Origin of the sequence: Rhizobium mulingense, assembly GCF_029194105.1 — a bacterium.
Taxonomy (GTDB): Bacteria; Pseudomonadota; Alphaproteobacteria; order Rhizobiales; family Rhizobiaceae; genus Rhizobium; species Rhizobium mulingense.
The window spans coordinates 1-18,513 of the sequence record NZ_JARFVE010000021.1 but is presented as its reverse complement, the minus strand read 5'-3'; the positions used below and the strand labels follow the sequence as shown (position 1 = coordinate 18,513).

General features: G+C 59.5%; 15 protein-coding genes and 3 pseudogenes. 6 read left to right on the top strand and 12 right to left on the bottom strand.

From position 1 onward, the window contains the following. Nucleotides 1-8: 8 nt before the first annotated feature. The 4 genes and pseudogenes from PYR71_RS28965 to PYR71_RS28950 all read right to left on the bottom strand — a co-directional run bounded on the left by PYR71_RS28965 (nt 9) and on the right by PYR71_RS28950 (nt 1,951). Complete coding sequence (locus PYR71_RS28965) at nt 9-326, bottom strand: PepSY domain-containing protein (RefSeq protein ID WP_097626088.1); 318 nt, start codon at nt 324-326, stop codon at nt 9-11. Nucleotides 327-785: 459 nt separating this feature from the next. After that, nucleotides 786-1,099 (bottom strand): annotated as a pseudogene (locus PYR71_RS28960) (GFA family protein); the annotation flags it as partial. A 12-nt stretch (nt 1,100-1,111) separates the two neighbouring features. Then, entirely contained in the window at nt 1,112-1,369 is a 258-nt protein-coding gene (locus tag PYR71_RS28955) for a hypothetical protein (protein WP_097626087.1), read from the bottom strand. A 453-nt stretch (nt 1,370-1,822) separates the two neighbouring features. After that, entirely contained in the window at nt 1,823-1,951 is a 129-nt protein-coding gene (locus PYR71_RS28950; RefSeq protein WP_275617531.1) for a response regulator, read from the bottom strand. Between the two features lie 136 nt (nt 1,952-2,087). On the opposite strand from PYR71_RS28950, the gene PYR71_RS28945 reads away from it, so the two are divergent. Together PYR71_RS28945 and PYR71_RS28940 are read left to right on the top strand one after the other, a co-directional pair. After that, nucleotides 2,088-2,459 (top strand): response regulator, encoded by a 372-nt coding sequence (locus tag PYR71_RS28945; protein ID WP_097582880.1) that lies wholly within the window; start codon nt 2,088-2,090, stop codon nt 2,457-2,459. 125 nt (nt 2,460-2,584) lie between these two features. Beyond that, nucleotides 2,585-3,592 (top strand): sensor histidine kinase, encoded by a 1,008-nt coding sequence (locus PYR71_RS28940; RefSeq protein ID WP_275621742.1) that lies wholly within the window; start codon nt 2,585-2,587, stop codon nt 3,590-3,592. A 56-nt stretch (nt 3,593-3,648) separates the two neighbouring features. Here PYR71_RS28940 and PYR71_RS28935 read toward each other — a convergent pair whose 3' ends face one another. The 3 genes from PYR71_RS28935 to PYR71_RS28925 form a co-directional block, all read right to left on the bottom strand. Further along, nucleotides 3,649-3,876 (bottom strand): hypothetical protein, encoded by a 228-nt coding sequence (locus PYR71_RS28935; protein WP_027687076.1) that lies wholly within the window; start codon nt 3,874-3,876, stop codon nt 3,649-3,651. Nucleotides 3,877-4,349: 473 nt separating this feature from the next. After that, on the bottom strand, nt 4,350-4,703 hold the full coding sequence (locus tag PYR71_RS28930; RefSeq protein WP_275621741.1) for a hypothetical protein: 354 nt from the start codon (nt 4,701-4,703) through the stop codon (nt 4,350-4,352). Nucleotides 4,704-4,803: 100 nt separating this feature from the next. Continuing rightward, on the bottom strand, nt 4,804-5,307 hold the full coding sequence (locus tag PYR71_RS28925; protein ID WP_275621740.1) for a YciE/YciF ferroxidase family protein: 504 nt from the start codon (nt 5,305-5,307) through the stop codon (nt 4,804-4,806). An 832-nt stretch (nt 5,308-6,139) separates the two neighbouring features. Between PYR71_RS28925 and PYR71_RS28920 the strand changes: the two genes are divergently transcribed. The 4 genes and pseudogenes from PYR71_RS28920 (at nt 6,140) to PYR71_RS28905 (ending at nt 12,641) form a co-directional block, all read left to right on the top strand. Continuing rightward, a complete protein-coding gene (locus PYR71_RS28920) occupies nt 6,140-6,313 on the top strand; it encodes a hypothetical protein (RefSeq protein WP_179867124.1) in 174 nt (57 codons plus the stop codon). Between the two features lie 82 nt (nt 6,314-6,395). Continuing rightward, entirely contained in the window at nt 6,396-7,739 is a 1,344-nt protein-coding gene (locus PYR71_RS28915) for an AI-2E family transporter (RefSeq protein ID WP_275621739.1), read from the top strand. A gap of 171 nt (nt 7,740-7,910) precedes the next feature. Then, nucleotides 7,911-8,039 (top strand): annotated as a pseudogene (locus tag PYR71_RS28910) (exodeoxyribonuclease III); the annotation flags it as partial. 204 nt (nt 8,040-8,243) lie between these two features. Further along, a complete protein-coding gene (locus PYR71_RS28905; RefSeq protein WP_275621738.1) occupies nt 8,244-12,641 on the top strand; it encodes a PAS domain S-box protein in 4,398 nt (1,465 codons plus the stop codon). A gap of 459 nt (nt 12,642-13,100) precedes the next feature. Here the strand turns inward: PYR71_RS28905 and PYR71_RS30895 are convergent. The 5 genes and pseudogenes from PYR71_RS30895 to PYR71_RS28885 form a co-directional block, all read right to left on the bottom strand. After that, nucleotides 13,101-13,284: pseudogene (locus tag PYR71_RS30895) on the bottom strand (SOS response-associated peptidase); the annotation flags it as partial. A 674-nt stretch (nt 13,285-13,958) separates the two neighbouring features. Continuing rightward, on the bottom strand, nt 13,959-14,171 hold the full coding sequence (locus PYR71_RS28900; RefSeq protein ID WP_275621737.1) for a hypothetical protein: 213 nt from the start codon (nt 14,169-14,171) through the stop codon (nt 13,959-13,961). A gap of 362 nt (nt 14,172-14,533) precedes the next feature. Further along, nucleotides 14,534-15,907 (bottom strand): metallophosphoesterase, encoded by a 1,374-nt coding sequence (locus PYR71_RS28895; protein ID WP_275621736.1) that lies wholly within the window; start codon nt 15,905-15,907, stop codon nt 14,534-14,536. Further along, nucleotides 15,904-17,217, bottom strand: coding sequence for a protein kinase domain-containing protein (locus tag PYR71_RS28890; RefSeq protein ID WP_275621735.1), 1,314 nt, complete (start codon nt 17,215-17,217; stop codon nt 15,904-15,906). The genes PYR71_RS28895 and PYR71_RS28890 overlap by 4 nt, the downstream gene beginning before the upstream one ends. 19 nt (nt 17,218-17,236) lie before the next feature. Further along, nucleotides 17,237-18,133: a vWA domain-containing protein gene (locus PYR71_RS28885; protein WP_275621734.1), complete on the bottom strand. Its 897-nt coding sequence runs from the start codon at nt 18,131-18,133 to the stop codon at nt 17,237-17,239. Between the last annotated feature and the right edge of the window lie 380 nt (nt 18,134-18,513).

The following is an 18,513-nucleotide window of genomic DNA, read 5'->3' as shown; positions in this document are numbered from 1 at the left end:
CCCTGGGGTTACTTGGCGACGATGTTGCCTTGATAATCGAGAGCAATGGCGACGGCTTTCCCGTCCTTCATGCCGGCGGCCATCCAGATCCCCTTGTCATCGAGCTTGAGATCCTTGACGTCGGTGTAACCCGCTTCCGTAATGCGATCCTTCGCCTGGGCTTCGGTGAAGCTGTTGGCGCCCTCAACGGGCGCAGTCGGATTTTTAGTGTCTGGAGTTGCAACCGCAGGTGTGTTTCCATCCGGAGATGGTGCCGGTGTTGTCTGGGCAAAGGCTGCAACGGCAGATGCCCCGAAAATTGCCGCCGCGAAGATAATTTTCTTCATAGATGTTTTCCTCCATTTGTGGATAAGATGAGGATCCAGTGCGGTAGAAACACCTAGAGGAGCTTTTTGTTCCCCGCCGCAGCGCGGCAGTATGCAATTGATTTTTCTAAATTATATGGCAGCGCGGTGCCCTGCCGGATTATTCTCTACGGTGCCAGGGCAATGCGAGCGCACAACAAAGGGAGAGGATATCCAACAATCCATCGGGCAACTCAAACAAACCTTTCAAAGGCAGTGAGATTTTTAACTCCTAAGTTGTGCTGTTGTCAAATATTGAGGGTGGTGGCAAACCAAGGCAGCGTAGCCATGGGCCATCGTAAATGGCGGGAACCCGCTACTGTTTGTCCGTCCGAACGACGTGGAGCACCAAATCACTGGCAGTTCTCTGAAGCATATCCAAAAGCGTGACTCGGCAGCGATCGTCGATTTGCTAAAACCGATCCTCTTGGAACTACGGCCACCGTCGACAGGGCGCTGCCATGCCTGGCGGCGCTTGATCCAGAGCGCATATGTCGGGCGAGGGGCGTCGGCGCTTCGGAAAGGACGCCCGGCTTGATCTCAGCTTCTCGTCCGCGGAGTACACGCGCGATCCGCACTCCAGACAGAATCGGCGTCCGCATCGAACTGATCGGCTGGCCATATGGCGAAGTAGGTGAATGCGGAGCCGCTCTCCTGCCGGCAGTCCGCGCAGTGACAGATGCCGATCCCTTTTGGGTCGCCGCGGACGGCACTGCGCACATTACCGCTGAGGCAGATCCTGTCAGGACGCTCATCACGGACGCCCATCACCCGTCCCCCTTTTCGTCGTCGAGAACTTCCGTATCCGGGCGGTCGCCGCCATTGGCATGTTCCGTCTGCCACCGACCATCGGCGAGCTGATATGAAATTTCGGCATCGCGGCCTTCAATGTGCTGACGCTGGGCCGCCGACTTAGCGGCAGCGAGCGCGCTATCGTGGTCCGGATAGGTCTCCGACCACACGTCTCCAAGACGGTAGCCGAAGCCGCCGTCGTGCTCGCCGACATGGGAGGTGATAGTCGTCATGCTGTTCTCCTTCTTGACGTCGATATCAAATTGGGGCGGAGCGCCCACATTCCAATCGCGCGGCCTTACGCGATGGGCAGCGTTTATGCCGCGTCGGCCAGCACGAGAAGCGCCTTCGCCACGGTCGCGTCGGACATCGCCTCGCATCCTCCATCGTTCCTGGCACATCAGGGCGGTCTGGATGGTTCCATGTTGAGGCGAAGCGCTATGATCCATCCGCGATAATGGAGTCGGTCAGGCCGTCGTCAAGCCGCCGCTGTTCAGAAACCGAGGGCGCTCTCACACCGCTGCAAGAGCGCGCCTGACTGCCGCTATCACATCGTCCGGCATGGCCGGCTTGGAAAGGTGTTCGCCGTTTTCGAACGCGGGCTCTTCGTCAATTAGTGATCCGGGTTCGCCCGAATATACGACAAAGGGAACCTGCCGCCTGGCGAGATGACGAACCACCGCGCTTCAAAGACCGTCCGAGAGGTGGGGATCGACGATGGCCACGACGTCGTCATAGCCGTGCTCCTCCAATACTCCCTCGAGATCAAGGGCGATGAAGGGTTCGTCTTCGAGGAGCAGGATGCGATCGGGCATCGCCATTCTCACGGCATGCGATCACCCGACGTACACCGAGCGACCACTCATGTCACGACGGACGCTCGAAGTCGTGGACGCTCGGGAACCAAACAGAAGTGCGGAGGTTCACGGTTATAATCCACGGTAATATGGCATGAGGCATCCTCACGGAAGAAACGTAGTTCTCGTCGTCGAAGACGAGCCCCTGCTGATGATGATGGCGGTGGACGTCGTCGAAGCGGTCGGACTGGAAGCGCTCGAGGCGACGAACGCGGATGATGCGGTCCTCATCTTGGAAGGCAGGAGCGACATCGCCGTCGTCCTGACCGATGTCGAGATGCCGGGGACTATGAATGGCTTGGCGCTGGCCGCCTCAGTCCGCGAAAGATGGCCACTCATCGGGATCATCGTCGTGTCGGGGAGGGTGACGATCAGCAGGGACGACCTCCCTGAGCGCGGTGTGTTCTTCCCCAAGCCTTACGATGTCGACGATCTCGCTCACACACTTCGGCGGCTGACCGCTTAGCAGGCGTGAATCACGCGCTCTGCCGATAAAATCCAGCGAATTTCAGGAAATCCGGCGCATCTCAACTATATAAAGGCAACCACCCTTCTCCGGTGAGTAAAGTTCTTCCGACGCAGAGAGATCTTGTGACCGATCACGAAACCGACGGCGAGCCAGACTGGAACCCCGAGCAGCTTCGCAGTGCGATCAAGGCCGCAGGCGTCGCCCTTTGGACCTGGAACGTCGACGACGGTACCTTTTTGATGGACGCCAAAGGATACGAACTCTGGGAGGTCTCGCGGGGGAGGCCGCTGACCTTCGAGCGCTTGTCGGCGAAGATTCATCCGGCCGACCGCGACAGAGTCCGATCCGCCTTTGTCGCCACCCGAGTGATTGCCGGCCCATATGAGATTGACTTCAGGATATTGACGGACGCCTCCCACGTCCGTTGGATTTCCGCGCGCGGTCAAGGCAACGACGCCGGCATCGTCGCCCGAGTGATGTCTGGAATATTTTTGGATGTTACCGGTCGCAAACAAGCGGAAGAAGGGCACGAACTGCTCGCCGGCGAAATGAGCCACCGCGTCAAGAATCTCCTGGCACTCGCTTCCGGTCTTACCGCTATCACCTCCCGGTCGACGACGTCGAAGGAGGAGATGGTCAGCCAGCTCACGCAACGCCTGACGGCGCTCGGGCGTGCCCACGACCTCGTCCGCCCGCTCAAGGGCGGGCAGGGAAATGCTGCCCTTCTTGGAGATCTGTTCACCGTTCTGCTCGCACCCTACGACGACGAAGGCGCCTTTGCGGGGCGCATTCGCGTCGCAGTTCCTCGGATGGGCGTTGGCGAGTCGTCGGCGACGAGCCTTGCACTCGTCATTCATGAACTGGCCACCAACTCCCTCAAATACGGCGCGCTCTCGGTGGAAACGGGGACCCTGGACGTGTCTGGCGTTCTAGCGGAAGGTGAGGTTGAAATCGCCTGGAGCGAGCAGGGCGGTCCCGTCGTCGAACCTCCCGCAAGTTCCGATGGCTATGGGAGCAAACTTCTCCATCGCGCCGTCACCGGTCAGCTCGACGGTTCGATCTGCTACGACTGGACCCCGAGCGGGTTGGTCGTCGTGCTTCGATTAAAGGAAAACCGGTTGTCGGTGTGAGCGCCCTATGAGGGCTTCCTCCGTCGCCGCCCGTCCTTCGCTTGCCTGATTGACGTTCACTCGGCGGCTTGACGGAGAGGGTACTCTTCTGGGAGCTCCACCGAAGCAATGATCTCGAAGTCCGCGGGCATGGCGTGCTGATCGGTTCCCAAGAGCGCCAGCGTCCAGTAGGCAGGATCGTCCCCGAAGACCGTGGAGACCTGAACGATCGTTGCTCGTCCGTCGAAGTACTTCGAGGACTTCGCCCAGTAAAACGCACCCGGCACCAAACTCGCTGCAACCATGACGCCTACTCCCGTGACATGTGGACGATAGCAGAAATCCTGGAAATGAGAATGCCTCAGCTTGTTCAGGTCGTCATCGGGTGGATAATGATCACCCGTCGACCAACAGCATCCAGTTCGCGTCTTCGCACGAGGAGCTCCAGTTTATACGCCCCCCGCACGCGGTGAAACTACTGGCCTGCCAGGGCGTTCTGTTCCGGTGACATAACCGAGCAGGAGACAGTCCAATGGCAGCCGACCGTGAGCTCGACCATCTGGTTTAACAGCACGGGGTCTCACGGCCCGACATCTTCATTCAATCTATCACGGATCGAAACACTGCTGGCTCTGTGCCATCGGACGGCGACGCTTCCTATGAAGCCGTCTTCAGCTATCAGCGAGGAAGTCGCATCAATATGACTGACATAGCCCGAATGAGGATGGGGTAACGACACCAAACCAGAGAGTGTCCTCAATCGGTGCGCCTCGTGATCCTAGTTATATTTCAGCGTGGCCTTCAAATGCTTGAGTTCGGCGGCCTGCCTAGCTGCCGCTTGTTCGGCTGTGTCTCGATAGGAAGCATTGGTCTCGGCGACAACCTTGTTCAACTCCGCGATCTGACTCTGCAGCTCGTAGGGCATGCATGCCAATATTATCATGTTCCCGGATGCAGTAGCCGCCCGCCTCATGACGGATGCGCGGCCTTTCCATGTCTCGTTGAAGGAATCGGACCAAGCCGCGGGGGTATCTGCCGAAAGCTGCAGGACCATTGTCGTGAGTGGTCCCTCTACGGATCCCGATGCGCCGTCGTTCAACTCGACAATCCTGATATCCTGAAATTCGGTCATTGAATACTTCTCCTCCGTTAGCGGCCTGGATTGCCTTGGCTGGTCACCGCCTGTGCGATGACCGTGCACGGACGCGCGGTGACGAGCTACGTCAACGGCGTCAGGCGGCTTTCTCGGCATTCTGATTGACGACCTTCGTCGCAATGGAGGTTAGCGCCAGATCGGTGGCCTGTTCCTCATCGAGCGTCGTCTGAAGGAGCTTGGCGGCGTCCTTCATCCCCAACTCGAGCGCCCATGTCCGCAGGGTGCCATAGCGCGACATCTCGTAGTGCTCGACCGCCTGGGCCGCGGCAAGAAGGCCGGCGTCGAGTGCCGGCATCCCCTCGTACTCTTCCATGATCTCGGCGCCTTCCTTGACGATGCCCATCATCGCGTCACAGGTCTTCTGCTCCGGCTTTTTGCCGATGATCTTGAAGACATCTTCGAGACGGGTGACGTGCACCTTGGTCTCGGCGAGGTGCTTCACGAAGGCGTCCTTGAGTTGCCTGTTCTTGGCCGCGTCGCGCATCTTCGGCAGCGTCGCAACGATCTTGTTTTCGGCGAAATACACGTCCTTCAAAGTGTTGTGAAAGAGGACGTCCAGTGTTTTGATTTCCTTGGCCATGGTTAGCTCCTTGGGTTCGAAAGATTTCTGTCGTGGTCCAGATGCCGGTCATGTTCACGGCCACCGCCAAGCGTGAGGGGGCGAGCGTGTCGTCGAAGCCACCCTTTTCGATGCCGTTTTTGGCCAGAGTCTCGGTGAAGCTGTTGACCTGCGATCGGCGCAGCCGAGTTCTTTGTGACGACCGTCGCACCGCTGGAGTTCCGGCATGGGTAGAGGACGCGGGCACGTCGGTGCGACAGAAGTGAGCGACGACGCGCTTACCCCGCGCCCCGACGAGAACCATTGTGTATCATTGAGATGTCCTCCTTCTCGGACGGTGTTCACTCGGCCGTGAAGACAGAACCTCTGCAGCTGGTATAAGTTCCTCTGCAACCGCGTGAAATATCTGGCGGGCCAACCGGTAGTCGGCGCGACGGTGCCGACCTCGGCGCCTTGTCGAAAAGGACTTGACCCTTGATGCAGGGACAATAGACGTCCCGGCACTGTTCGAGCCAGATCGTCAAGGGCAAGATCGCTCCGGCTTTCCGGATCACACGTCGTCTCTGTGTTGAAAAAGGGGCTGACGCCCTACCAAGGCTTCCGGAAGGGGATGAATGAACGTAGTGGCCCGGCCGAACGGCTGACAATTCTCGCGGCGTTTTAGCCTCGCCGGCTTGAACGGATGAGTACGCCGCCTTTCGTGTTGCTCCACAGCGCCAATGCGGTGGCGCACGTCGGATATCGGAATCGCACGAGCTTGTGTTGAGGACTGTCAGACCGGGCGGGAACACTTTACCGGCATTCTGGTTCTCTTATCGAGACCAACCCGGTCTCGTCAGTGGAGGAGTAAGACATGCCATCGTCAAGCGGAACCAGCGAAAGCAAGCCGGGCGTCAAGTCCGGCACCGGCAAGAGCGCTTCGTCGTCCAAGGGTAGCAGTGGCTCGAAAACATCGAGCACTCAGGGCGGCACCCACGAGCAGCACGTCAAGGCAGGTGAGCAAAGTCACAAAAACACCAAGTCTTAAACGCACCAAGAAGGGTCCGTCACAAACGGGCTCTTCTATCTCAATTCGGCGGAGCAGTTTGGCAGGGCCAAAGGAAAGGAAGGTGGCCGACGACAAAACCGAACTGAACGTCGATAAAATGGCAGAGCCCAAAATCGCCCCCGGCGTTCAATTCAAATCGCTGGATTTGCCCACCAACCCGGTGGTCGTGCTGCTTTCGATATTGGTGGCGCTCGCGACATTATGCATTGCCTACGTGGCGGCTGAGATCGTGCTGCCGATTGTGCTGGCGCTCGTCCTCAAGCTCCTGTTTCAGCCGGCCATGCGATTGCTGGAGAAACTCCATTTCCCGCGAACCCTTGCGGCCCTATTGCTAATCTTGTTTGTTTTCGGCGCCATCGTCGGCATTGGCGGTGCAATCTCTGGCCCAGCGACAGAGTCGGCTGCGAAGCTGCCCGAAGGAATTCCCAGATTGCAGGAGCGTCTCAAGTTTCTCAATGAACCGGTGAAAGCACTTCAAACATTCCTGCATCAGGTCGATAGCTTCATGCAGCAAGGATCGGCAACAAGCGGGGGGTCCGGCTCGACGATCGCCGCGACGCTTTTCGCTGGAACGACCCACTTTGCAGCCAGTTTCTTCGAAACCATCGTCATATTGTTCTTTTTGCTCGTATCCGGAAGCACGTTCTTAAGACGGATGGTCGAAATACTGCCCAATTTCAAGGAGAAGCGGCAGGTTGTCGAGCTGTCCCAGGATGTCGAGAAAAATATCTCTGCCTATCTGGTCACTATTACGGTCATGAATGGCGCTGTTGGCTTAGCTACGGGCATTGCTATGTGGCTGACAGGGTTAGGCGATCCGGTTCTATGGGGTGTCGCGGCGTTTCTGCTGAACTATGTCCCGATCATGGGGCCGCTTCTCGGAGTCGGAATTTTTCTGCTCGCCGGCCTGCTGGTGATCGATACGTTGTGGCTGGCCCTTCTGCCGGCAGCGCTTTATTTTGTGATCCATGTCGCCGAGGGCGAGATCATTACGCCGGTGCTGCTCGCCCGCCGGTTCACACTCAATCCTGTGCTTGTAATTATAGCGCTGATCTTCTGGTTTTGGATGTGGGGTGTGCCTGGAGCGATTCTCGCGGTGCCGATGCTGTCATCGCCAAAATTGTTTGCGATGGAATTCGGCCACTTGCCGCCATCGGGCACTTCCTCAGCGGAGACGAATAATTGCGGCTCCACTTGCGCCGAGTTCGCGGTGCCCGGCAACAACGTTGATGCGGTTCGATTGGCCCCATTGCGGGTGAGAAGCTTGTGGATTTTGCCGGGCCGTGAGCGGCAGCTCGGCCGCCGTCCGAGCGGTGGCGGATTGCCTCGACCACCATCATCGAGAATCTTGTCCTACTCACGCGCTATGCGGCGCGCAAGTCGACCACTGCTCGTCGGACATTGATCGAGCCGTCGTTGAAGTTGATCGTGCAATCGCTTTGGCAAACACTTTCGGGCATCGGATCGAAGGAGATTCAACTGGCCGGATGGCAGCGACGGCGCGGCTAAGTTTCGGCGAGCCGGTTCGGGCGGCTGCATGACTATGCGCCCCTCTTCGTGATCAGGGCTGGACGGTGCCCGCGACGCCGGACTGCGCATCGATCATTTCCTCTTAAGCCCCGCGCTTGCCGGCGATCTCAAACAGGCCAACGTCGACAAGTTCGTGAGAGGTTGGGAGCATACAAGTGATCATGCACCGGTTTAGATCGAGCTGCTATGTGTCACCACAACGGAGTTATCGACCAATGAACGATTCCAAAGCCGCAACTGGGACTATCGTAAGTGTTGCAGTTAAATCAAGGCCAATGCGTTAGGCGGCCGAGGCCCGAATATAATTGTGAAGCGATGTGCGGTGTGCGAACATATCGCGTCTGCCGTCTCACCCGGCAGATAGTGAGCAGGCGAAGTAATGACCGACGAAACATCTGGCAATGCCATGCGATCCGGTCGTTCCAAACGGGAATCCGTCCGAACCAAGCAGAAGTCCGTGAATTCGGAAGTTGGCACGCCGACGCAGAGCGTCAACGAACACACCTCGCTCGCAACGAAGGACGCCATGCCACAGTCGGCAATGCCGATCGTCGGTATTGGTGCTTCGGCGGGCGGCATTGAGGCTTTGGGCCGTTTCTTTGACGCCATGCCCCCTGACAGCGGCTGTGCTTTCGTGGTCGTGCTGCATCTCGATCCTAAACACGAGAGTGAGATGGCGCACATTCTGAGCGCCCGCACGGCAATGCCAGTCGCCCAGGTCAGGGATGGGATGACGGTCGAGCGTGATCATGTCTACGTTATCGCTCCCGACACCGAACTAAGGGTGCAGGAAGGCAAGTTGCGTGTGTCCAGACCATGCACGTCCCGTGGTCCGCGTCATCCGGTCGATGTGCTTTTTGCCTCGATTGCGTCGTCGAAGCACGAGCGCGCGATCGCTATCGTGCTGTCCGGCACAGGAAACAACGGCTCGCAGGGGCTGCAGGAGATCAGGGCTGAAGGCGGTATGAGTCTGGTTCAGGCTCCCGAAACAGCCAAATTCGACGGCATGCCGAGAAGCGCCATTGCGGCGGACATGGCAGATCATATCCTTGCTCCGGAGATGATGCCCGAGGTGGTTCTCCGTTACATCAGCCACGGTTACGTCGCCGCTCCGGTGGAAGCCGATCTTCCCCCATCGATAAACGGCGAAGCAACGGTGGAGCAGGTTCTGGAGTTTCTGCGCACCCGCGCGGGGCATGATTTCGGGAGTTACAAGCGGAGCACCCAGCACCGCCGGATTTACCGCCGCCAAGGACTCAGGAACATCGGGACGATCGGCGAATACATAGACGAGTTGCGTACCAATCCCGAGGAAGTCCAGACGCTGGTCGCAGACCTGATGATCAATGTCACCGGGTTCTTCCGCGATGCCGAAGCCTGGCAGGTTCTCGCCGCGCAGGTGATCAAGCCGTTGATCGCCGAGCGCCAGAACGGCGCTTCCATCCGGGTCTGGGTTCCAGCCTGCTCGACAGGCGAGGAAGCCTATTCCATCGCGATGCTGGTAACCGAACTGGCGGAGGCAGCGGGAAAGCGATTCGACCTGAAAGTGTTCGCGACCGATGCTCAGGAAGCGAACCTGCGCAAGGCGCGGGACGGCGTCTATCCGGCGGCGGCCATGACCGGTCTTTTAGCTGAACACCTTCGGCGCTTCTTCGAGAAGCTGGACGGGTGCTACCAGGTCACCAAGGAACTCCGCGACATGGTGGTGTTCGCGCAGCAGAACCTTTTGCGCGACCCGCCGTTCTCTCGGCTCGACATCGTCTCATGCCGCAATGTCCTGATCTACCTGGAGCCCGCTGCTCAACAGAAGATCATCGCCCTTTGCCATTTCTCGCTCACGCAGGGTGGACATTTGTTCCTCGGCAATGCTGAAACGGTCGGGCGACACGAGGACCTGTTCGAGACAGTGTCGAAGAAATGGCGGATTTATCGCCGTGTCGGCCCCACGCGCCACGATCTTGTCAATTATCCACGGCCTCGGGCGTCCGCTGAGACGACCAACGGGGATGAGCCGCTATCCCTGCTGCCTAGCTCGACCGCCCCGGTGGCCGAAATGGCACGCCGGGCGCTGCTCGAGCGCTTTGCACCAGCCTCGGTGCTGATCGACCTCAAAGGCCGCGTTCTCTATTTCCACGGCGCGACCAGGGACTACCTTGAACAGCCCCCCGGCGAGCCCACCAGAGATTTGCTGACCATGGCGCGCGACGGGCTGGCGCTCAAGCTTCGGGTGGCAATACGCGAAGCATCGAAGGACAAAAAGGAAGTGACCGTCAACGCCCGCATCCAGGAGGGCAAGTCCAGCCATTCCGTTGCCATTACGGTCATGCCGCTGCCCGCCTCGTCGGCAGGCGGCAGCCTCCTCGTGAGCTTCGCGCCGGCTCCGAAGGCATCCAAGCAAGTCAAAGCGGGCATGCGCGGGGACGTCGGAGAGGCTTCCTCCGGCGAACGTGCCCTTCAGGAAGAGCTGACGACGACCCGCGCCGAACTGCGCAACACCATCGAACATCTTGAGACGGCTAACGAAGAGCTGAAAGCTTCGAACGAGGAAGCCACCTCGATGAACGAGGAACTTCAGTCCACCAACGAGGAACTGGAGACCTCGAAGGAGGAATTGCAGTCGTTCAACGAGGAGCTGAACACTGTCAACAACCAGCTCCAGCATAAGATCGGCGAACTGGAAGCAGCCACCAACGATCTGAACAACCTGCTGGCGGGCTCGGAGACCGCAACACTTTTCCTGGATGACAAGTTCCGGATCAAATGGTTCGCGCCCACGACAAAGGAGCTCTTCGATTTCGTGTCGTCGGACATCGGCCGTCCGATCGCTCATTTCGCGCGGAAGTTCTCCGACGAGAATCTGTTGCCGGACGCCGAGACAGTCCTGAAGAAACTTACCACCATCGATGCCGAGGTGCAGAGCGATGCCGGCCGGTGGTATCTGCGGCGCATGTTGCCTTACCGCACACGGGACAATCACATCGCCGGCGTCGTCGTCACGTTCAGCGACATCACGGAGCGGAAGCGCGCCGCTGATGCGGCCGAAGAAGCGCGCATCTATTCCGAGGCCATCGTTGAGACAATTCGCCAACCCTTGCTGATCCTGAACAGCGACCTGAGGGTCCAGTCGGCCAACCACGCCTTCTACAAGCAGTTCCGGGCGCGGCGACAGGAAACCGTGGGCAGGCTTGTCTATGAACTTGGCAACGGCCAGTGGGACATTCCCAGTCTGCGAGCGTTGCTGGACGAGATACTCTCCAACGACCGCGCGGTCGTCGACTTCGAGGTCGAGCATGACTTTGTGGACATCGGCCGCCATTGCATCGTGCTCAACGCCCGCAAGCTGGCGCGCAAAGGAGACCGCGAAGAGCTGATCCTGCTGGCGATGCAGGACATCACCGACCGAAGGAAAGGCGAGGTCGCGATCCGCCAGAGCGAGCAGCGACTGAAGGATCTGATCGAAGCGCTGCCGGGTGCGATCTACACGACGGACGCCGAGGGGCTGATCACCTCCTACAACCCCGCCGCCGCCGAGATCTGGGGCCGCGAACCGGAGCTTGGGAAGGAGGAATTCTGCGGATCATGGCGTATCCAGTGGCCAGATGGAACGCCGCTACGGCACGACGAGTGCCCGATGGCCGTCGCCCTGAAGGAGGGGCGGCCGATACGTGGCGCGGAGGCCGTGGTCGAGCGGCCGGATGGCGTCCTCGTGCCTTTGCTCGTCTATCCGACACCGTTGCGCGACGCCTCAGGCGGGATCATGGGCGCGGTCAACATGCTGGTCGACATAACCGAGCGCAAGCGGGCCGAAGAGCTTGCCGAGCGCCTTGCCGCGATTGTCGAATCGTCCGACGACGCGATCGTCAGCAAGGACCTCGACGGCATCGTCAGGAGTTGGAACAAGGGCGCTGAACGACTATTCGTCTACACACCCGAGGAGATCGTCGGCAAGTCCATCAAGATCTTGATTCCGCCTGACCGCCACGATGAGGAGGATGACATTCTCGATCGCGTCCGGCGGGGCGAGCACATCGAACACTACGATACGGTCCGGCTGCGCAAGGACGGCAGCCACGTTTGGGTTTCGCTGACCATATCGCCGCTGAAGGACGCGCGGGGCAAGGTCACCGGTGCGTCCAAGATCGCGCGCGACATGACCGAGCGCCGGCGCGCCGACGAACACCGGAAAACCCTAATGGGCGAACTCAACCATCGCGTCAAGAACACGCTGGCGATCGTCCAGTCTATCGCATCCCAGACGCTCGGTCATGCCTCGACGTTGGAGGAAGCGCGCGGTGCATTCGCGTCGCGACTGATCAACCTGGCAAAGGCGCATGACGTTTTGACTCGCGAAAGCTGGGCAAGTGCAAACCTGGCGGAGATCATCGCCGATACTGTCAAGCCACATGCGGGTGGCGAAAATCGCTTCCACATCGAAGGTCCGGACCTGCAGCTTGCGCCGAGCGCCGCGTTGGCCTTCGCCATGGCGCTGCACGAATTGTGCACCAATGCTGCGAAGTATGGAGCGCTTTCCACCGAGAACGGCCATGTCTCCATCGTTTGGGCGATGGAAGGCGAAGGCGACGAGCGCCGCCTGATTCTGCACTGGGCCGAGAACGCGGGGCCGACGGTCGTTCCCCCGAAACAGAAGGGCTTCGGTTCGCGCTTAATCGAGCGGGCGCTGGCGGCGGAACTCAGCGGCGAGGTGCGCGTTGAATATCCGCCCACCGGTGTCGTCTGCACGATCGATGCACCCATGCCTGTCGGCCGGGATGGGTGAAGGACTTTGGCGGCCAACCAGACAGCAATTCGGATTCTGATCGTCGAGGATCCTTTACCTTGAAGATTTGCTGACGGAAATGGGGCATCGAGTGCTCTATTCAGCCAGCCGTATCAATGAAGCGCTCCATCTTGCCCGGACCAGTGAGATCGATTTTGCCGTGCTTGACGTCAATCTGGCCGGCACCCAATCCTTCACGGTCGCACAGGTTCCGGGGCATTCCTTTTGTGTTCGCGACAGGTTACGGAAGCGATGGTCTCATCGACGGATATCAGCACGAAACGGCCTTGCGAAAACCGTATGAGGCAGGAGAACTTGCCGACGCAGCGCGGGCGTTTCCCTCGATCACGCTTTGACCTCAGCAGCCTTTGCCGGCATATCCATGCCAGTTTGGGGACGGATTTGTCGCGGCCCTCGAGAAGCGCCGTTGTGGATCGAGCTGTTTTGACCGGTCCAAGCTCAGAAAAGGCTCGGGTGCGCGACCGGGTCTCCGACCTTTGTTACATCGTTGAGCCGTAAGGCTCTCCCGGGATGTTACGATCAGCGCATCGTTGGGCAGCGGACGGGCTAGCGCCTTGGCCTCGTCCCACGGCGCACGCATCCAGATATCGGTCGCTTCCTCGGTCAGCAGCAGGACCCGCATGAGCATCAGCTAAGTCTGCTTCCCGGCTTGCAGCCATACCGTTATCGCCACATCACGAGCAGGTGCCCCACGGTGCGGTGGATCGCAGACGCTGACTCGGCGACCCCCCACCCCGACCCAGGCCGCGCCGACCGTGCTCTCAGCAAGGCCGCCTCCAGAACCTCGTCCACGGCCTCCTGTCTATCGTGAGTGGGTCTTCGTCCGCGTGCTAAATGATGCTGCGGCCGCGGTCTGTATGTTGGCGGCACCCGCTGTTTCGGACGCCCAGTGAGAAGCCTGCTGTACGAGCCTTCGAGGATCTCCCTCTCCCAGCAGGTCGGAACCTAGAAGCGCCTCTGGAGCTTGACTAGACAGCTCGAGCTTGAGTTCAATTCGGACTCCCAGAGATTCAGCTTAGATGCGTTTATGATGAGCGGCCCAGGCCGTTATGCTGGTCCTTTCTTGATGGGGTGGTGAAGGAGTTCTTTGATACATCAAATGCGATCGTCGACGGGATCTATTCCCTAGCCGACATGCTGACGGAGCTCAATCTGACGGGCACCGCTACCACGGCGCGTATGCAGCAGTATCCATCCGCACGGCCGCGGCAGGAGCGGCACGTATAAGGTAAAGAAACAGATCGGATGGCGCGGACATCCGGCCTCAGCCGCTTGGAGCGTGGCGTGGTCAAATCCTCAGAAGTAATAGCCGTCGAGTACGCCAAGTAGAGAGCCGCCAATCAGGGAAAATATCAGCGGCAGGATGATAAACAGGAACATCACTAGGAGCATAAAGCGCATCAGGCACCCCGCCGCTGCTGCCCTTGCAGATGGCGCTTCCGGAACAGGATAGGTTGACCTTCGAGTGATACGATCGGCGCGGGAGAGAGCTCTAAGCATCTCCAGCATTTTTGCCGTGCGGATGTCGCCTGCTGAGGCGCCGTCGGTCTCAGGGCGGGGAGACCTCCGTCGCTCTTTCCGGCCCCATGGCCCGGGACTCGTATCCAGCGGTGGTGGTGGTTCCGCGCGGGGGGCGGCTTTGGGAAAAGGGACCGGCGGACGTGGGCGAACGGGAGGGGGGACCGACGGTGCCGCCGGACGGAGCGGATCGCCAAACTTTGCGCCGCATTGCGGACATGCGGGTGCATCTAACCAATGCCCCGGCTTATGGTTCGTACAGTAGAAGCGGACTTGTGCCTCGTGGCAGGCCTCGCACTCACCGGAAGTCGCTGTGGAGGTGCCGCAGTTTGGACAACGCAAGATGACGCCTGTCATGGTTGAGGCTCCTGGCTCGGGTGATTGTCGATGCTGTCGGCGGCCGGCTGAGGATAATAGGCACGGATCATTTCTGCGGGAATGTGCAACCGATACACGCGCGGCAGGGCTCCTTTGACATATCGCGCCATGGTAGGAACCCGCTCGTAGGGCCCGAATGCCTCGCGGCTCAACCGCCGTGAAAGTGCGACGGTCGTGAGCAGCGGATTAGCCCGATAGGCGGGGAAGCTCGCATACCTTTCTTCCACGTGATCGTGGCCGCGTACCATATGTGTGACGGGCCGTCCGAGACCAGCACTCAAAGAGCAAAAAGCAGCGAAGTCCTCGTAGCCGAACTGGCTCCCGTGGGAGAAGCGGTTTGGCAGCTTCCTGCGGGCTTTTGGATGGGCCCTTGTCCACACAAAATCAGACAGGCACATCGGGTTGTTCCATTCCCCCGATTCAGCGAGATCGGGATGCAAGTCAACCAGCGGAAAGCCTCCGTGGGCGGCAAGCAATCCGTCGGGAAAGAAGAGTGCGCGCGGAGCGTTCGTAAACAGGCGCACGACAAGCTTACCGGCCCGCTCGATCCATTCGTGGGTCAGGTTAGCGTTGAGGAAGTCGGCAAAGTCCGATGGCGTCACGCTCGAGGAAAATCGTACGCCATCGTAAGACAGTGCTTCGTCGTGATTGCCGGCGATGACGCACACGCAGTCTGGCGCCTCTACGATTAGTTCAAATACGCGGAGAAGGATTTCGAGGCTAAAACCCTCGTCATCGAAGAGATCGCCAAGAAAAAGGATCCGAGGTGGACCTTCTCCAGGCTGCAGGTCCGGCTGCCGCATTGCCGCAAGTGCAGCCTCGAGCGCCAGAAGATCACCATGTAAGTCGCCGATGATCCACAGCGGGATTTCGGCATCGAAGTCAGAAATCTTTATGACTTTGTCGGTGGGATCGGCGCGGAATTTGTCGAACAACATGCCTGGCCCGTCGGCCCGGTCCAGCAGACCCTCCATCCTTTCCACCGTCGACCGAATTTCGGAGCGGATGGAAGACGGGCTGGCCCGGTTGAGGATAGCTCTCCAATCAAGGTCATTCACCTCGAAGATTTCCAATGGAGCAAAGGCCGCCGCCTTCGAAAGATCCTGGTCAGACGGCAGGCTCTCCGTCCGGGACGCAGCCTTTCCGTCCAACGCCGCAGCAACCGCCGGTGGCGGTTCGGGGCCGAGAGCTGGAACATCTGCGGCAAGCGCGCCGAGGGGACTGGAAGGACCCGGCGCCCCTGGTTCATTTTTGGGCACGTCTGTCATCACCGGATGAGCCTCTGCTATCGCCGGCTGCTCGCGGGGAGGATCTGACTCGGGCACTTCACGTCCGCCGGCCGAGTTCATTTGTTGAGCGCCCGCACCGTAAGGGGCATCTTGGCGATGCCTTTGGCCTGGCGGCCGACCGCAATTCGATCACCTTGCCTGAGCGGACGAGGAGCTGTCAGGGTCATACCGTTCACGAGTGTTTCGTTGGTAGCACCAGCCACGGGAGATACCACCCATTGCCGTGAGGGATTTCGTTCCAGGACACATTGGCGATTATCCCAGAACTCGCTTTCCGGCCCGAACTGCCGCAACAGGGGTTTTCCAAGTTCCGTCATCACCCCGATCTGGAGGGAACGTCCGTCCGCACCAAGCAGCTCGATCCTCTCGGAAATGATCAACTCTGCGGAAGGTGGAGGAGCGATGCCTTCTGTTGTCGATGGAGCAGCTTTTTGTTCGGAGACGGCAGAGCCTGCGCCCCGTCCACTCAAAATAGCCCGAACTTCCGCAGCCGTCGGTCTCGCCGCGGGATCTGGAGACAGGCATCGGTGGAGGACGGTACTGACCTCGGCATTGCTCGCCGGTGTCGGCATCAACCCGGCAAGTGCCGGAGCTTTGGCGGCATAGCTCTGCACAAGCTTTGCATAATCAGCCGGGTCCTCGGCCCAGTATGGATGATAGCCGGCGAGAAGTTCGTAAAGCATTAGGCCGCAGGTGAAAATATCCGAAGCCAGTCCCGGAATAGCGCCGCGCGTCATATGTTCGGGAGATCGATAGTTGTCAGTGCCAACATATCCCTGATGCCCGTGCCAGGGCGCGCGGCGGTCAGCCAACAGGGAGAAGTCCATATCGATCAGCGTAAGCTGGTAGCCTGAGCTGATCGACGGGTCAGTGATCAAATATGCGTTCGCCGGCTTGAGATCTGCGTGAACGACCTTGGATTCGTGCAGTGCCGCGATACCGGTCATGAACACCTTTGACCACGTGAGGTGACGTGCCCAAACCGTGGCATCACCAGTCGCGGCCAGCTTGGTGCGACGATGCTGCTCCCGCTCCTCATCGAGCATTTGCTGCAGGTCGGCACCATTCTCGACGAACTCGAATGCCTGAAAGTAGCAAGGCCCGCCCCAGATCTCTTCGAATGCATCGACCTGGCGCACCGCAAATTGAGCAGCGCGGCCATTCCGGACGCGTGCTCCGAGTTCGTTCTGATAAGCAATAAAAGCCCCATACCAGACAACCGTCGGGGCAGGGGACTTGTATTGCTTGAGAAAAACCTTCTCACCGGTGGAAGTCTGAGCTCCATAGGAAATAGCCATCATTCCAGGTCCGAAGTCTTTCGTGACGCGATACTGCCGGATCCGGTCGCCGATTTTCAGCTTCTTGGCCATGGCTTTCGGGTCAGTCGGGCTAAAGCGCTACGGTCGCTGCCGACCGGGATACACTGGCGGCTAGCTGCTTCAAGGTGTTACGGAAGTTAACTGGGTCGGAGGTAAATTTCTGGAGCGCCTCCTGCGGGTTCAGCCCTTCGTATTCCACCACCTCCCATTCCGACTTGTCGATCTGGCTCAGCCTATCGTAGCCCTCGAAATTCGGGGCAAAGAGGCTAAGAATAATTCGGTTGGCCATAATAAGGTTAGCCACGTCCTGCAACGAGCCGCCCTTTGCCTCGGCAATGCTCATGGTCTCCTTGAATGAAGCATCGGTGAAGACGATGACAACACGCGCCGCATCGCTTCTATAGCGCCATTTCGCCGGATCCTCCATCTGCGAACCCCTCGGCACAGCCTCCATAGAGGCAACCTTATAAAGAGCATCGAGAAGCGACTCCGGCTCGTCCCCGCCGCCGTTAGCCTGTAGCGTACCAAGCTGCGCCTTGAGCGCGCTGGCATCGCGCACGAAGTCATTGTCGACGATCCATGGCAGGCCTTCGGCTTCGGCGGCCTCAATGTCACGGTAGCCGACAACCTTGCCGCGCCAATCCTTGACAGGGGCGGCGTTGTTCGGGTCGCCGTGGCTTAAGGAGTCAATAAAGGCCTCGATATTTCGCCGCAGTGCGTCGATGCAGGGGGCCATGCTGCCGGTAACGTCGACGAGGAAGACAATATCGGCCACGCCTTTTGTTTTTGGACGCTCCTGCAGGGTCTGGCTGTCGGCTGATAATGACGGCGCGCCGTCTACCGAGGCTTCTAACGTCGGCTCATCTGGTGTGGACGAGATAGGCCCGGTTGAGGTTGGTGTCGCGGCGGGAGCTGGGCTCCCCGGGGTAGGAGGCGTCTGTTGGTCCGGTTGCTCCGTATCACTCATCAGTCAGCTCCAATAGTTTGGTGTCGTTACGCGGCAGATCTGCCCCGCCGTAACGACAACACGGCCGCGACATGAAAGTTCCTACTTTCATCGGATCGGAGAACAACCGGTCTCGAGGGGAACGCCTTGATCATTCCTTCGCCCTGTTTTGCCTCGACGAAGTCCGGCATACGGCGCTGAAGATTAATCTCGTAGGGAGCAGCATCATGAGCCGGCCGACGCTCCCCGCCGACCGCGGCCGGCGCAGTTATCCTGCGCTATGAGCCGGTCAAGGCGCAAACTCCACCGGCCGCGGCAATGCCTCAGTCATCAGGCTTTGATTATTCCTTCGGCGGCCCGCCCCGCCGCTCCAGCGCCGTCTTGCGGATGGTCTCCGCGAT